We start from the raw sequence: 15,074 nt of genomic DNA on the forward strand, positions 1-15,074 counted from the left end.
AATCATTTCGGTTTTGTGAAAGAATGGGAAACCTTCTGCTCCCCGATGACAGGGGCAGGCAGGCTGAGGCAAGGGGGCGGATGAAGCGGGGATGACAGACGCACGGGTACAGCTGGTGTTGGATCTTCAGCAGGACCGTCCTTTCTCGGCGGAACGGTTCATTGCTGGTTCGTCCAATGCGTCGGCGCGTGCATGGCTGGCACGGGCCCGCTGGCCGGAAGGGAGGCTCTGGCTGTGGGGGCCTGCGGGTACAGGCAAAAGCCATCTGCTGCATGTCTGGGCGCAGCAGAATGGGGCTGTGCAGTTCGAGGCTGCGGCACTGTCCTGTGATGCAGATGGGGCCCTGCTGGTGGCGGGGCAGAAGTTGGAGCCGGGCGTGACCCCGTTCGTGATCGACCATCTGGAAGGGCTGGAGCAGGAACAGGAAGTGGCGCTGCTGCATCTGCTCAACCGTGCTCATGCGGCGGGCAGGCGGGTGCTCATGGCATCCCGGCATCCACCGGCACGCCGTTTTTTCCATCTGCCAGACCTTGCGAGTCGGCTCAGGGCGACCATGACAGCGGGGCTGGAAGAGCCAGAGGATGAGTTGCGGGCAACCCTGCTGCTGTCTCTCATGGCTGAGCGGCAGCTTGTCGTGCCACAGTCCGTCACGGACTGGCTCTGGCGTCAGCTGCCCCGGACAGGGGAGGCACTGGTCCGGGCGGTGAACAGACTGGATGATGCTGCCATGAAACGGGGCAGCGCCATCAGCCGTGCTCTGGCCATGGAGGTGCTGGCCGATCTTCTCAAAGAAGAAGACTGATGGAGCCTTGCATGGTCCAGGGGAAGAAATAAGAGGCGGTTTTCTGCCAGATCAGGAACTGTCCAGCCCCAATTGCATTTGTTACCTGCAAGGCTGAAATACTATCTTAATAATTGTCATATTGACGGAACCTCTGTCTTATTGAAGCAATAAAGAAGCGGGATTGTGCCTGCTGACCAGCCAGGTGAGGAGACTGTCATGTCCAACATAGGGAATATGGCGTTTGTTGAGACAAACATGGCGAGTGAAGCCATGACAAAGAAACATCAGACCCGTTTCATCAATCGTGAGCTTGGTTGGCTGGATTTCAACCAGCGTGTTCTGGATGAAGCTGAAAATCCGGCAGCGCCCCTGCTGGAGCGGCTGCGCTTTCTCTCCATCAGTGCGGGCAACATGGATGAATTCTACGCCGTCCGTGTCGCTGGGCTGGTGCACCAGCTGAAGGATGGTTCCGGCAAGAAAAGCCCCGACGGGCTGACCCCGGCCCAGCAGCTTGAAACGGTACGGCACCAGGCATGGCATCTCCAGGGAGAGCAGCAGCGCATCTGGGGTGACATGCTGAAGGAGCTGCGGGACGAGAATATTCTCATCAGGAATGTTGAGAAGCTCCATCATCACGATCAGGAGTGGCTTTCCAAATATTTTGACAGCCAGCTTTTTCCTGTACTGACGCCGCTGACCCTGAATCCCACCCATCCCCTGCCGTTCATCTTCAGTGGCGGGCAGGCGCTGGTGCTCTGTCTCAAGGACCCGAAGACGGATCATCACATGATGGATGGCATGGTTGTCCTGCCAGAGCAGCTGCCTCGTTTCATCCGTCTGCCGGACCAGGATGGCACGATCCGCTTCGTATTGCTGGAGGATGTGATCTCCCGCTTTGCCAAACGTCTGTATCCGGGGCTTCATGCTAGCCGTTCAGGCATGTTGCGCCTTGTGCGTGACCTGGATGTGGAGCTGGAAGAAGATGCTGAAGACCTGCTGAACAGCTTCGAGAAGGCTGTGAAGGAACGGCGGCGTGGGGCCTGCATCCATCTGGAGGTGGATGGTCGCCTGCCCGGGCATCTTATCCGCAAGCTGGGCGTGGCCAAGGATGATGTTGTCCATCTGCCGACCATGGTCGGTGTGGGCGATGTCAAGCAGCTCATCGTGTCCGACCGGCCGGAGCTTCTTTTCAGACCGTATCATCCCAGTATTCCGCAGCGTGTCCTGAAGCATGACGGCGATTATTTCGCCACGATCCGGGAGGCTGACCTTGTCGTCCATCATCCGTATGAGAGTTTTGATACGGTTGTTCATTTCCTCCAGCAGGCAGCACGGGATCCGGATGTCCTGTCCATCAAGCAGTCCATCTACCGGACATCGCATGACAGCCCGATCGTGGATGCGCTGATCGAGGCTGTTGAGGCGGGTAAATCCGTTACGGTAGAGGTGGAGCTGCGGGCCAGGTTTGACGAAGAAGCCAATATCCGTCTTGCCCGGGCACTGGAGACCAGAGGCGTGCAGGTCGTGTATGGTCTGGCGGCTTACAAGACCCATGCCAAGATGATCCTGGTGGTACGGCGTGAAGGCGACCACCTCCAGTCCTATGCCCATTACGGGACGGGCAACTATCATCCCAATACAGCTAAGATCTATACGGACATTTCCTATTTTACCTGTAATCCTGTCCTGGTTGATGACTGTGCCCGGCTCTTCAACTGTATTACCGGCGCTGCGGTGCCGGAGCTTCATGCGGTGGCTTTTTCGCCTCTTACTATTCGCCCGACGCTGGAAAAGCTGGTGCGGGAAGAGATGGAGCATGTCAGCGCCGGACGGCCCGGGCAGATATGGCTGAAGATGAACAGCCTTGTGGACAGGAAGCTGATCGAGCTTCTCTACGAGGCATCACAGGCCGGTGTGAAGATCACCATTGTGGTGAGGGGGATGTGCAGCCTGCGGCCGGGTGTGCCGGGCCTTTCTGAAGGGATTGAGGTACGGTCCATCGTGGGGCGGTATCTGGAGCATGCCCGTGTCTTTGCCTTTGGCAACGGGTGTGAGCTGCCTTCCCGCCAGGCAAAGCTGTACATTGCATCGGCTGACTGGATGAAACGGAACATGGACCGCCGCATTGAGGCCATGGTGCCCATTACGGATACGGAGTCTCATGACCGCATCCTGGGCGAGATCATGGTGGTGAATGTTCATGATACGTTGCAGAGCTGGGTAATGCTGCCTGATGGCCGCTGGAAACGTGTCGAACCCGGCGAATCTCCCCTTTCCGCGCATGAGTATTTTATGGAAAAAGCCTCTGCGTCGGCTAAAGAAGCAGACACTCCAGCGAATCCCCGGCTGGACTCCGAGGATGGGGAAGGGCCTGCGAAGGAGGCGTAAGAATGGTGTATACGGCAGCGCAGTGGGGGGGACGGGAGTCCCGCCGGGCTGCAATCGTGGACCTGGGCTCCAACTCCGTGCGGATGGTGGTCTATGAGGGGGTTGCCCGCAATCCCGTTCCCATCTTCAACGAAAAGGCCACTCTGCGTCTTGGCGCAGGGCTGGAGGCCACAGGGATGCTGAGCGAGGAAGGCATCAACCGCGCGTTGGAGGTCCTTGCCCGTTATCAGGCCATTGGTCAGGCCATGAAGGTGGAACCGTTCGATGTTCTTGCCACGGCTGCCGTGAGGGATGCCCATAATGGGGCTGACTTTGTGAAAGCGGCCAAAGCCCGCATGCCGGAAGCCCGCTTCCGTGTGCTGAATGGAGAGGAAGAAGCGGATTATTCCGCCGCAGGGGTGCTGTGTGCCCTGCCGGATGCTGATGGTGTGGTGGCCGATATTGGAGGGGGCTCGCTGGAGCTGATCCGTGTCAGGAACGGGGCCTATTTCGAGGCTGGGACGACACCGCTTGGAGTGATCCGGTTGCGGGAGCGTTCGCAGGAGGACCTGGGAGAGGCCAGCAAGATTGCCAGAAAGACGCTGGCAGATGTCTCATGGCTGGCAACGGCGGCCGGCAAGCCTCTTTATCTGGTGGGTGGGGCCTTCCGGGCGCTGGCCCGCCTGCATGTGGCTCGTATGGAGTATCCTCTGAACATGGTCCATCTCTTCCGGCTCAGCCGGTCAGAGGCAGAGGAAATGGCAGGCTGGGTCATCGGGGCCAGCCGCAAGCAGATGGAAAAGATCGGCAACGTCCCACGCAAGCGGATGGTGGATGCGCCATTTGCAGCCCAGGTTCTGCTCGCCCTGCTGGCCCAGACGGATGCGCAGGAGGTCGTTTTCAGTGCGGAGGGTCTGCGGGAAGGCTGGTACATGCGTGAGGTTGCCTCCTCTGTCGCTGAGGAAGACCCTATGGAGGCTCTGGCGCGGGAGATGGCAGGGCGGCTTGGCCGTAATGCCTCCTTGGCCGAGCCTCTTATCACATGGGTGTCTCCTGTCTTCCTGACCGGACTGGACTGGGTAGAAGATTCTTTTCTGGCAGCACAGCTCCGGCTGGCCTGTACCATCTCCGATATCGGGTCATATGACCATCCGCAATATCGGGCAGAGCAGACCTATCGACGGGTCCTGTACTGTCATGGTGTTGGTTTTTCCCATGAATCGCGGGCCTTTCTGGCCCTCGTGCTGGCCGTGCGGTACGAGATCAACAGGGATGATCCCGTTCTGGAGCCGTCCCGCCGTCTGCTGAGCAAGGGACGCTACGAGGCGGCCGTGCAGCTCGGGCTGGTGCTGCGTCTGGTCTATACATTATGTGCTGGGACAGAGGTTCTTCTGGAAAGAACACACCTGGCCATGAAGGATGACAAGCTGGTGCTCAGCCTGCATGGCAGTCGACTGCGTTCTGGTGGCAGCGCCATTTCCCGTCAGCTGGAACGCCTGGCCGAGGCGCTGGGGATGAAACCGTCCCTGCGCTGACAGGCGGCTGTTTTCTGTACAAAGAGCCAGCATCCCCGATGGGATGCTGGCTCTTTTTTTAATCTGACATGATCTTGCGGGCCTGGTCCTATTCCCAGACGTTTTGTCGTCCTTCAGGGGGGCATGTCAGACGGTTCAGCTTTTTCTCCATTCCACCCGATATGACGGGTTTCTGCCGGCTGGCTCCCGCCATCTGACAGGATCAGTGCGACTGACGGAGGGGGGCAAGAAGCCGGTTGAGATAATCCAGCTCACTCTGGGGGCGGGTGCGGTCAGAGGCACGACGTTGCAGTTCACGCTCGATGTCATGGGCACGGTTGCGTTCATGGTCCGGGATGTGGGCATCAGAGTCCGGACTGTCATCCAGTTTCCGGCCCAGCGGGTCCTGATTCTCCGGCTGTTTTTCCTCATCATCATGTGTGTCCTCATCCTGCCCGCTGTTCGGGTCGTCATCGGGGGAGGCAGAGGGGGTGCCGTTCTGCTCATCTGGCGATGAGGAGGCAGAAGGAGGAGGAATGAAGCCAAGATGCCCCTTGCTTTCCTGACTGGATGCAGACTGGTTCCGGCTCATCTCATGACGGGACTGTGACAGATCATTCAGGACGGTCTGGATGTTCTTCACGCTTTCTTCGTCCTGACGGTTGGCGAGGCTCTTCAGGACAGCTCCCATATCTTTTTCCGCTTTTAGCAGATTGGACATTTTTTTCTTTGTCAGGGTTTCCCCACGATGGTTGAGCGTGCTGACCAGAAGGCGCAGGGCATATTGGGTTGCATGGTCCTTTTGCCGTTCATCAGCATGAAGGAGAACGGCCTCCTGATCCAACTGTGATGTTGTGGAAGAACTGTCTGTTGAGGCGGAAACCATGCCAAGCTGGCTGAGCAGTTCGGCTGTGGACATCTGGGAGACATCCTTGTGCTGGGTGTCCTGATCATTCGTTTTGGGGCGCTCTGAGGCAAGACGTTTCTGGGCGTGGTTCAGAAGGTCGGTTTCCTGCCGTATCAGATCCCGCAGGGCGAGGCGCTGGGTACGGGCTTCAGCCTGCGCCTGCATGGAGGCGGCCAGCGACTGCATGTCTGGCAGGGTCGCCTGCCGGAGCTGTTCGGCAGGTTCCACCATATTGCGCAGGTGCTCCAAAGCCTGTTCTGTCCGTCCGGCCAACGCATCAGACTGGACCTGCCCGGCAAGGCGGATCCAGGGCATCCCCCGGCCACCGGGCATGGGCATGACGAGGCCGCTTTGGCTGGCCTTCTGGAAAATGAAGGCCATGTGGCCGTCCAGAGCAGTTTTCAGGCTTTCCAGTTCGTCATGCAGCGCCTGCTGTTCAGCTGGAGGCGGGGGAGCGGGATGCTGCCCGAGAGCGAGAAGATGCAGGCGTATCCCGTTCTGCAAGGCCCGTACATGAAGCATGGAGGCCGCAATGGCCTGCCCGGATTGTGAACGGTCTTCCGCATAAAGGGCTGTGAACCAGAGCTGTTCAGTCAGGGCCTGGAGGGGCAGGCCTGTCGTTGCCTGCCGCTGTAGCAGGGCGAGTGGCAGGCTGAGATCAGCCGGAAGAGGCAGGTCTGTCAGAAGGGCCAGCAGGTGGGCTGCCTGTGCTTCTGTTGTGCGCTTGAGAACAAGAGCCAATCGCAGGTCCAGCAGTGCGCGGCTCAGTGGATCGTGAAAGGAACGGTGCCCCAGGCGGAAGGTCTGGAGTTTGGAGCAGCGTTCTTTGCCAGAGCTGCTGCGGGCGCAGAGCTGCCCGGCAACTTCCAGCCCGGCGAAGGGGCTGTCGGAGAGGTCGAGCCGGGTGGTGCCCGTGGCTTTGGTCGGCTGTTTTTCCAGCGGCAGGGGAATGGTCAGACCATGAGCAGGGTCCGGCGTGTGCGCTGGTGGAATGATGGGGTGCAGTCTGGCTTCCAGGGAAGCGACACCATGGGGCTGGCTGACTGACCATGGAAAGCTGGTATACCAGTCCTGGGATATGGCACCGGCTTTGGCGGTCCATTGAATGTCTGGCGGTGTGTCGGCACTGACATGAAGCTGCCAGCGCCCCAGCCTGCGGCCCCGGACAGAAAGACTTATGGTGCCGCTCTTTCGCAGGGTTCCTTCAATCTGCCAGCTTCCTTTCTCCCGGGATGTCTGGCTGTGCTCGACAGTACCATGCAGGGCGGGGCGTCCTGATGTGGCGTCCAGCACGGCGTGGAGCCGTGCTCCTTCCGGTAGTGAGAGGGCGGGACTGTGTGCCGTCAGGAAGATGGGTGGGCCGGGTGAATAGGCGGGCTGATCGATCCATGCCTGCATGGCAGGGAGCGGTGCGGCGTCATCATCCATGCCGGGGATGAAGCCAGCCTTCAGTCTCAGCCCGGCCTGTGGTCCCGCCAGCCCCCCAAGGACGAACAGGCAGAGCATGACAAGAGCGGTTGTCAGCCTGCCTGCCCAGTGTGGAAAGAGCCGTGGAAGACGCAGGCGGAGAGAGTCGAACGACTCCAGAAGCCGTTGCCGGTGGATGGTCCAGAGCTGCCCTTCCCGGCGTATGTCTTCCTCGGAGAGGCCTTCAGGCAGAGCGGGGCGGTCTGTCAGGGCTGCCAAGGGCGGAAAGGCAAGCCCGGAATCGCTGGCGATACGCTGATCCACCTGTGCAGCGGAGGGACGGGGCAGGCGGTGGAGGCGCCGGGCTGCCAAGAACAGCACACTTCCGAAGGAGGAGACTTCCAGCAGGAGGTGCAGGCTGTCAGGCAGGGATTGTGGGAGATGAAGCAGGGCCGCACAGCCCCACAGGCCAGCAAGCAGCAGGGGCCAGCGGGCATGATGCCAGCACTGTTCCAGCCGGAGCCGACGGTAGGCCTGCCGCTGGATGTGGGCAAACCGGGGAGGGAGGGGTGTGGGCTTCACGGGGGTCAGGGGCGGGCCAGCCAGTCGGGGACGGCTTCCTGTGCCAGCAGCTCTTCAAGTGTCTGGCGTCCGCGGATGATGGCTTTCCGGCCGCCTTCAATCATGACCTGCGCAGCAAGGGGGCGTGAATTGTAGGTGGAGCTCATGACTGTGCCATAGGCTCCGGCATCCAGCAGAGCAACCAGATCTCCTTTCTTCAAAGGGGGCAGGGAACGCTGGCGGGCAAAGATGTCGCTGCTCTCACAGATGGGACCGACCACATCTACGCACTCTTCGGTGGTGGTGTCCGGTTCGTTCAGGGGGAGGATGCCATGCCAGGAATCATACATGGCTGGGCGGACGAGGTCATTCATGCCAGCATCAATGATGACGAAACGGCGGGCAGCGTCCTTCACGTCGATCACACGGGCCAGAAGAACCCCGGCGGGTGCCGCCAGCCAGCGGCCGGGCTCGACATGCAGCTGCACATCCAGGTCTCCCAGCGTCTCGGCAATGACATCAGCCAGCATGGCGGGGGGAGGTGCCTGCTCGTTCCGGTAGGCGATACCAAGGCCGCCGCCGCAGTCAATGTCGCTGACATGCAGCCCATCTTCCCGCAGGGTGCGGACGAGTGCGGCAATTCGCTCATAGCCTTTGCGGAAGGGAGCTGCCGTCACCATCTGGCTGCCGAGATGAACGGCAAGACCGACCAGCTCCACACCGGGCATGTCTGTCTGTGCCTTCCGGTAGAGGGCCGGGATGGCGTCATGAGCAATGCCGAATTTGTCTTCGGCACGCCCTGTCGTGATCTTGCTGTGTGTCTGGGCGTCAATATCGGGATTGACCCGGAAGGCGATGCGGGCCCGCTGCTGCATGTTTTGTGCCAGAGCGTTGAGCCGGTGCAGTTCTTCCACACTTTCGACATTGATCTGACCGATCTGATGATGAATCGCCAGCTCCAGCTCGTCATCCGTCTTGCCGATTCCTGAGAAGACGATGTCACGGGCCCTGATGCCCGCCGCAAGAGCCCGCCGCAGCTCTCCACCGCTGACGACATCAGCCCCGAAGCCACATTGTGCCAGAACGGTCAGGCAGGCCTGATGATCCTGTGCCTTGACGGCAAAGTGGCAATGGATGGGCAGATTGCGGGCCCTGAATGCATCCTGAAGGGCATGGGCACGCTGGCGTAGCGTATCGGCGCTGATGACCCAGCAGGGTGTTCCGTGCTCTCTGGCAATATCCGTGAGAGAGGTGCCATCCATGACCAGCCCCTGTCTGCCTTCGTAGGACAGGTTGGGGTGGTTGTTCAGGAGGGTCTGGAATGTCGGGTCGGGATGTGTCGAAGTCATGACCGCATGATTACAGACCAGCAGCCAAAATGGGAAGGTGTAACCCGCAGGAAACAGGGGCGCAGTCGCAGACAGTACGGAACACCCTGACGCTCTTCCCAAGCAGCTATGGAAGCGCTTCAATCATGTATTCTGGATGAGGAGATATGTGGTGCACCCGAGAGGACTCGAACCTCTAACCCCCAGATTCGTAGTCTGGTGCTCTATCCAATTGAGCTACGGGTGCAGACCCCGGAAGACCCGAGTATATGATGACATGGTGCACCCGAGAGGACTCGAACCTCTAACCCCCAGATTCGTAGTCTGGTGCTCTATCCAATTGAGCTACGGGTGCGCCGTGTTGAGGAGGCTTCTATCCGGTCTGGGGCAGTGGTGCAACCCCACTGGAGAAGTTTTTTTAAATATTTTCCAGTGGGATGTTCCCGGCGTTTTTCAGCGGCGAATCAGCGAAACATGGGCACGGCAGCGTGGTGACGTGTAGGTCCCACCGATGGCCGTACCAACCGGATAGCCGTTGAATGTCTGCCTGTAGGGGGTATCGTTCATTCCCTTGTCGGTCAGTTCGGCCAGGTAGTGCTGCTGGCCTTTTTCATAGGTGCCCCGGAGAGTGGATGTATTCATGCCGGGGTTGAAAACGACCTCATGCCCACGGATGCGAAGGGAGGATATGTCCCCGGTCGGGCAGACTCCTTGCTCGGTAACGAGCTTGCCCGTCCACAGGCCATAGGGGTCGGAAGCCGGGTCGGGAAGGGAGGAGCAGGCCCCCAGAGTGCAGAGGCTGACCAGACAGGTGAGAAAAGCGGGACGCATTGCGCAGTTCCTGAAAAACATGTTCGAGTAATGTGAGCCGCCGCGGAAATCTTTGCCGGAAGGTAAAAACCGGTGGAGAATAAGGATGACGTTGGCGGTCGATCGTCCTATAGAGACTAGCACGAATTGAGCATTGTGCCATATCCAGCAGGCGAGGCCCGGAACTTGACGCAGAAAAACGCAGACACCCTTCAGCAGCTTGATGAAACCCTCCATGAAGACCGTATCCTGATTCTGGATTTCGGCAGCCAGGTGACCCAGCTGATCGCCCGTCGTGTGCGGGAAAGCGGGGTGTATTGCGAGATCTGGCCGTTCACTTCCCCGCTGGAGAAAATCCGTGAGTTCAACCCGCGGGGCATCATCCTGTCCGGCAGCCCGGCCAGCGTGCATGACGACAATGCGCCGACCCTGCCGGAAGGGCTGCTGGAGCTGAAGCGCCCCATTCTGGGTATCTGCTACGGCCAGCAGGTTCTCTGCCATACGCTGGGCGGGCGTGTGGAAACCCATGACCACCGTGAATTTGGCCGTGCCTATATTGATGTCGCCGAGGAATGTGCGCTGTTCCACGGTCTCTGGGCACAGGGTGGGCGTGAGCAGGTCTGGATGAGCCACGGTGACCGTGTGGCGGCCCTGCCGCCGGGCTTCAGGGCCGTGGCCTATTCCGAGGGGGCACCGTTTGCCATCATCGCCAATGAAGAACGCCGCATCTATGGCGTGCAGTTCCACCCGGAGGTGGTGCATACGCCACATGGGGCGGAGCTGATCCGCAACTTCACGCATGGCGTGGCAGGCTGCTCCGGCACGTGGACGATGGCCGGTTTCCGTGATCTGGAAATTGCCCGCATCCGCAAGCAGGTGGGTGATGGCAAGGTGATCTGTGGTCTCTCCGGCGGGGTGGACAGCTCCGTGGCGGCCAAGCTGATCCATGATGCCATCGGGGACCAGCTGACCTGCATCTTTGTCGATCCGGGCATCCTGCGTGCCGGTGAGGCTGACGAGGTGGTGAAGACCTTCCGTGACCGTTTCAACATCCATCTGGTCCATCGTGATGCCTCCGACCTGTTCCTTGGCGAGCTGGCCGGGGTGACGGACCCGGAGGTGAAGCGCAAGACCATTGGCCGCCTCTTCATTGAGGTCTTCGAGCAGGAAGCGGCCAAGCTGGGCGGGGCGCAGTTCCTGGCGCAGGGCACGCTGTATCCGGATGTGATCGAGAGTGTCAGCTTCAATGGCGGGCCGTCCGTGACCATCAAGTCCCATCACAATGTGGGCGGTCTGCCAGAACGGATGAACATGGAGCTGGTCGAGCCGCTGCGTGAACTTTTCAAGGATGAGGTCCGTGCGCTGGGCCGTGAGATCGGCGTGCCGGAGCATATTGTCGGGCGGCATCCATTCCCGGGGCCGGGACTGGCCATCCGTATCCCCGGTGACATCACACGGGAGAAGCTGGACCTCCTGCGGAAGGTGGACAGTATCTATCTGGAGGAAATCCGCAAGGCTGGCCTGTATGATGAAATCTGGCAGGCTTTTGCGGTTCTCCTGCCTGTCCGCACAGTGGGCGTGATGGGTGATGACCGTACCTACGATCAGGCCTGCGCCCTGCGTGCCGTCACCAGCACGGACGGCATGACCGCCGAGGTCTATCCCTTCACTTTCGAGTTCCTCAACCGTGTCGCTGGCCGCATCGTGAACGAGGTGCGTGGCATCAACCGTGTCACCTACGACATCACCTCCAAGCCACCGGGCACGATCGAGTGGGAATGATCGCGCGTCTGGCATAGGGTGGCACCACCCGGCATGAAAGTGCCTTAAAGCCCGCAGAAATGCGGGCTTTTTTGTTTTTTGGTCCGGCATTGTCTGGCATCGAACGGTATCGCCAAGCAGTTATTTTTTATGGCATAGTGCGTGGCACTGACTGAGTCTGACGCCATGATTTTTGTTGATACCATGTCAGACATTCTATGGGTGTCATGGTATCGATATTTAATAACCATATGAATAATAAGGATTTTATCCGGTTATTTTGATGGTTTTTGGTCATGGTATCGTGGTTTGGAGTGCCATGAGCCGATGCTGACTGATACCAAACTGCGCAATCTCAAGCCGACGGATAAGCTTTACAAGGTGAATGACCGCGACGGGCTGTACGTCGCGGTGACGCCTGCGGGCAGCATCTCGTTCCGATATAACTATGCGATCCACGGAAGGCAGGAGACTCTGACCTTTGGCCGGTATGGCGTTGGGGGCATTACTCTAGCCGAAGCCCGTGAGCAATTAGGTGAGGCTAAAAAGCTGATCGCAGCAGGCAAGTCACCTGCGAAGGAAAAAGCTCGAGAAAAAGCGCGTATCAAGGGCGTGGAGACGTTTGGAGCGTGGGCCGAGAAATGGCTGCGCGGATATCAGATGGCGGACTCCACTCGTGACATGCGCAAATCTGTCTACGAGCGTGAGCTGAAGCCTAAATTTGCCAATCAGAAGCTTGTAGAGATTACCCATGAAGACTTGCGCGCACTGACTGATGCTATTGTCGAACGTGGCGCTCCGGCGACTGCTGTGCATGCCCGAGAGGTGATGTTTCAAGTCTACCGGTGGGCTATCGAACGAGGGCAGAAGGTCGAAAATCCAGCTGAACTGGTTCGTCCGACCAGCATAGCAAAATTTGAGCCAAGGGATCGTGCTCTGACGCCTGAAGAGATCGGCCTGATGTATCGGTATATCGAGCGCATCGGCACTACCCCGTCGATCCGGGCCGCAGCCAAGCTGCTTTTACTGACGATGGTCCGAAAGAGCGAGTTGACCAACGCAACGTGGAGCGAGGTCAGTTTTAGTCAGGCGCTTTGGACGATCCCCAAAGAGCGGATGAAGCGGCGCAACCCCCATTTGGTGTTTCTGTCGCGACAGGCGCTCGATATTTTCATTGCTCTGAAGACGTTTTCCGGGGGCTCAGATTATATATTGCCGTCCCGCTACGACACCGATCAGCCGATGAGTAGTGCCACGCTCAATCAGGTACTCACGCTGACCTACAGGCTCGCTCAGAAAGAAGGAAAGCCGCTCGCAAAATTTGGTCCTCATGATTTGCGCAGGACGGCAAGCACTCTGCTGCATGAGGCCGGCTACAATACCGATTGGATCGAAAAGTGCCTTGCTCATGAACAGAAAGGGGTAAGAGCCGTTTACAACAAGGCTGAATATCGTGAGCAGCGTACCGCTATGCTGCAAGACTGGGCTGATATGATTGATGAATGGACGATCAAGCCACGTTAACGATCGCTTTCTTGACGTTTTTTTAGGGCGCGTCGTTTGATGGCTGCTGAAACGGCTTGACGGGAAATGCCGAGTTGCCGAGCTATTTCAGCCTGCGTCATTGTGCCTTTTGATAGAAAATCATCCAGCATGCTTGTGGGAGATCGTAAGGCTTTAACTTGTCTATAAGCTTCTCTCCGCACGTAAGCATGTTCTTCAATATCCCAGCCAGAGAGGGTCGAATTATTGAAACCATGAGACCAAATTTGTTCCATCAGGGCACGGTATTCCCAAATAAATCTCCGATCACGTTGATAGGCTCTTCTTGAAGAAGCACTTCTGCTGGGATGGTGTTTCTCACAATATAACTTACTAGGTTTAGGGCTAGCAGTGGGAGAGCCTGCCAAGCGAGTTGTCCACGCAAGGTCACCATGACGTGCATGCTCCCGTAACTTCATTTTTGGTTCGATGTATTCGTGGAAACTCTCTACGGAACAATCTGCACGCATCTCGACTAGATCGCCATAACGAGCGATCATTTGGCTCGCTTTATGAGGGCCATATTTTCCTGACAAGGCCTCTGAATAATGTTCAGCTAGTTTCTTTGCTCTCTCCAGCCCTAACGAAATCATTTTTTCTGTTAGAGGAACAAGCTTGGCGTTTTTGTTCTTCAGTTTTTTTACTACAACTGGATTGAAGCGTATTGCTGAATATTCAGTGAGATTTCCACAAAGCTCACAAAAACACCATGTCAAATTGTCTGAAAGCTTGGCCTCAATGCGACCGGTGGCTTCCCGTTTGGTAACTACGCGCTCGAGGATCGGATCGAAAGCAAGGTGGGTTTCGTGATCTTTAGCCATGGTCAATTTATGTCCGCAGTGTCAACTAAATTCAATCTTTTTTTCAGCTGCAGCAGGCAGTGGCAGGTAACCTCAAGCACATTGTCATCGGGGTGCAGAGGGAAGAGAAATGGGAAACACGGGTAGGGTTCTTATTGACCGCAAAAAGCTTCACGCAATGATACCGCTAGCCGAAAGAACCATCTTCAATATGGAGCGGCGTGGCGAGTTTCCACGCCGTATCGCGCTGACCAGTAGAAACGTGGCGTGGGATCTCGAAGAGGTCATAGAGTGGATTGAGACGCGCAAGGCACAGGGTGCTCAGGCGCATCGTCCTGGTATGAGCTTCTGATTTCAAAGCTTGTTTGTAACGCCTGTGTCTCCTATTCGCTGGGAACAGCATGCCGTCAGCAAGGCATCAAAATGTTCCCCAGCAGAGCTCTGCCATCGGGAAGGCTTTTTCGTTGCAGACATTCTGGCGGCTGCACCAAAGGGTGACGCGGTTAGCATGGAGCATCCACTGTTTGCGTTAAAAGCGGGCGATAGGCGTGTAAGAACCTATGAGCGTAACGGTCTCGTGGTGACTGTGAAGCCCGGGTCGGATGGCTGTGCGACCATACATGACAAGGACCTATGGATTTATTGCATCAGTCAGTTGGTTGAGGCCAAGAACCGTGGACGCCCCATAACACCAACAGTGCGTTTTACGGCCTATGATTTTCTCCGTAGTACGAACCGCTCAACAGGGGGTGTCGGCTACCGCCGTATAGTCGGTATGCTTGCAAGGCTGAGAGGGACTGGCATCGAGACTAACATTGAGACGAATGGACAGCGTGAGCGACGCGGCTTTGGACTGATTGATTCATGGCGCATTGTAGAAAAGTCGCCAACAGATGATCGTGTGACCGCCATTGAGGTGGATTTGCCTCACTGGTTATTCCGTTCTGTTGCGACCATGCGGGTTCTGACCCTTTCACGGGACTATTTCAAACTCCGCAAGCCGCTTGAGCGGCGCATATATGAACTTGCCCGCAAACATTGTGGTCTTCAGCCAAAATGGCGCGTGTCTGTGACGGTCCTGTACGCGAAAAGCGGCAGTACCGCGACGTTGAGAGAGTTTCGACGGCAGATAAAGGAACTGTCTGTTATCAACCTGCTACCTGATTATCAGATATCGCTCGATACAGAGCGTGACCACGTAACTTTCTTTGCCAATAGAGAAGATCGCTAAAAAGCGGCTGGCCGCAATCTGTCGCTGAACGGGGCGCTCATTTTATCAGCAGCAGCGCGATA

Annotated in this window: 11 protein-coding genes and 2 tRNA genes; 7 read left to right on the forward strand and 6 right to left on the reverse strand. The window is 57.8% G+C overall.

Annotation, left to right across the window (positions count from 1 at the left end; genetic code table 11):
* Nucleotides 1-91 precede the first annotated feature (91 nt).
* The 3 genes from GM608_RS03340 to GM608_RS03350 all read left to right on the forward strand — a co-directional run bounded on the left by GM608_RS03340 (nt 92) and on the right by GM608_RS03350 (nt 4,686).
* Nucleotides 92-802 (forward strand): DnaA ATPase domain-containing protein, encoded by a 711-nt coding sequence (locus GM608_RS03340; protein WP_043560490.1) that lies wholly within the window; start codon nt 92-94, stop codon nt 800-802.
* 252 nt (nt 803-1,054) lie between these two features.
* On the forward strand, nt 1,055-3,172 hold the full coding sequence (locus tag GM608_RS03345) for an RNA degradosome polyphosphate kinase (RefSeq protein ID WP_408863026.1): 2,118 nt from the start codon (nt 1,055-1,057) through the stop codon (nt 3,170-3,172).
* Between the two features lie 2 nt (nt 3,173-3,174).
* Nucleotides 3,175-4,686 (forward strand): Ppx/GppA family phosphatase, encoded by a 1,512-nt coding sequence (locus tag GM608_RS03350; protein ID WP_249079474.1) that lies wholly within the window; start codon nt 3,175-3,177, stop codon nt 4,684-4,686.
* 202 nt (nt 4,687-4,888) lie between these two features.
* Here GM608_RS03350 and GM608_RS03355 read toward each other — a convergent pair whose 3' ends face one another.
* From GM608_RS03355 to GM608_RS03375, 5 genes are all read right to left on the reverse strand, one after another.
* On the reverse strand, nt 4,889-7,561 hold the full coding sequence (locus GM608_RS03355; RefSeq protein WP_333644999.1) for a DUF4175 family protein: 2,673 nt from the start codon (nt 7,559-7,561) through the stop codon (nt 4,889-4,891).
* A 5-nt stretch (nt 7,562-7,566) separates the two neighbouring features.
* Nucleotides 7,567-8,889, reverse strand: coding sequence for a diaminopimelate decarboxylase (lysA, locus tag GM608_RS03360; RefSeq protein WP_333645000.1), 1,323 nt, complete (start codon nt 8,887-8,889; stop codon nt 7,567-7,569).
* A 149-nt stretch (nt 8,890-9,038) separates the two neighbouring features.
* A tRNA-Arg gene (locus GM608_RS03365) sits at nt 9,039-9,115 on the reverse strand.
* 31 nt (nt 9,116-9,146) lie between these two features.
* Nucleotides 9,147-9,223 (reverse strand) — tRNA-Arg (locus tag GM608_RS03370).
* Between the two features lie 98 nt (nt 9,224-9,321).
* Nucleotides 9,322-9,699, reverse strand: coding sequence for a hypothetical protein (locus tag GM608_RS03375; RefSeq protein WP_333645001.1), 378 nt, complete (start codon nt 9,697-9,699; stop codon nt 9,322-9,324).
* A gap of 165 nt (nt 9,700-9,864) precedes the next feature.
* Between GM608_RS03375 and guaA the strand changes: the two genes are divergently transcribed.
* Together guaA and GM608_RS03385 are read left to right on the forward strand one after the other, a co-directional pair.
* Nucleotides 9,865-11,460 (forward strand): glutamine-hydrolyzing GMP synthase, encoded by a 1,596-nt coding sequence (gene guaA, locus GM608_RS03380; protein ID WP_081563461.1) that lies wholly within the window; start codon nt 9,865-9,867, stop codon nt 11,458-11,460.
* Between the two features lie 306 nt (nt 11,461-11,766).
* Nucleotides 11,767-12,963, forward strand: coding sequence for a tyrosine-type recombinase/integrase (locus GM608_RS03385; protein ID WP_333645002.1), 1,197 nt, complete (start codon nt 11,767-11,769; stop codon nt 12,961-12,963).
* Here GM608_RS03385 and GM608_RS03390 read toward each other — a convergent pair.
* Entirely contained in the window at nt 12,960-13,802 is an 843-nt protein-coding gene (locus GM608_RS03390; protein ID WP_333645003.1) for a helix-turn-helix domain-containing protein, read from the reverse strand. The two genes, GM608_RS03385 and GM608_RS03390, sit on opposite strands and share 4 nt — an antisense overlap.
* 109 nt (nt 13,803-13,911) lie before the next feature.
* Here GM608_RS03390 and GM608_RS03395 point away from each other — a divergent pair, with 109 nt between their 5' ends.
* Nucleotides 13,912-14,133 (forward strand): AlpA family phage regulatory protein, encoded by a 222-nt coding sequence (locus tag GM608_RS03395; protein ID WP_333645004.1) that lies wholly within the window; start codon nt 13,912-13,914, stop codon nt 14,131-14,133.
* 24 nt (nt 14,134-14,157) lie between these two features.
* Entirely contained in the window at nt 14,158-15,012 is an 855-nt protein-coding gene (locus GM608_RS03400) for a replication initiator protein A (RefSeq protein ID WP_333645005.1), read from the forward strand.
* Nucleotides 15,013-15,074: the final 62 nt, after the last annotated feature.

Source organism: Bombella sp. ESL0380 (genome assembly GCF_009725805.1).
Classification (GTDB): domain Bacteria; phylum Pseudomonadota; class Alphaproteobacteria; order Acetobacterales; family Acetobacteraceae; genus Bombella; species Bombella apis.

Excerpts from the sequence above, each read along its gene's own strand:
- GM608_RS03340 (WP_043560490.1), top strand. The coding sequence starts at position 92 with ATGACAGACGCACGGGTACAGCTGGTGTTGGATCTTCAGCAGGACCGT.
- GM608_RS03345 (WP_408863026.1), top strand. The coding sequence starts at position 1,055 with ATGACAAAGAAACATCAGACCCGTTTCATCAATCGTGAGCTTGGTTGG.
- GM608_RS03350 (WP_249079474.1), top strand. The coding sequence starts at position 3,175 with ATGGTGTATACGGCAGCGCAGTGGGGGGGACGGGAGTCCCGCCGGGCT.
- lysA (WP_333645000.1), bottom strand. The coding sequence starts at position 8,889 with ATGACTTCGACACATCCCGACCCGACATTCCAGACCCTCCTGAACAAC.
- GM608_RS03375 (WP_333645001.1), bottom strand. The coding sequence starts at position 9,699 with ATGCGTCCCGCTTTTCTCACCTGTCTGGTCAGCCTCTGCACTCTGGGG.
- GM608_RS03385 (WP_333645002.1), top strand. The coding sequence starts at position 11,767 with ATGCTGACTGATACCAAACTGCGCAATCTCAAGCCGACGGATAAGCTT.
- GM608_RS03390 (WP_333645003.1), bottom strand. The coding sequence starts at position 13,802 with ATGGCTAAAGATCACGAAACCCACCTTGCTTTCGATCCGATCCTCGAG.
- GM608_RS03395 (WP_333645004.1), top strand. The coding sequence starts at position 13,912 with ATGGGAAACACGGGTAGGGTTCTTATTGACCGCAAAAAGCTTCACGCA.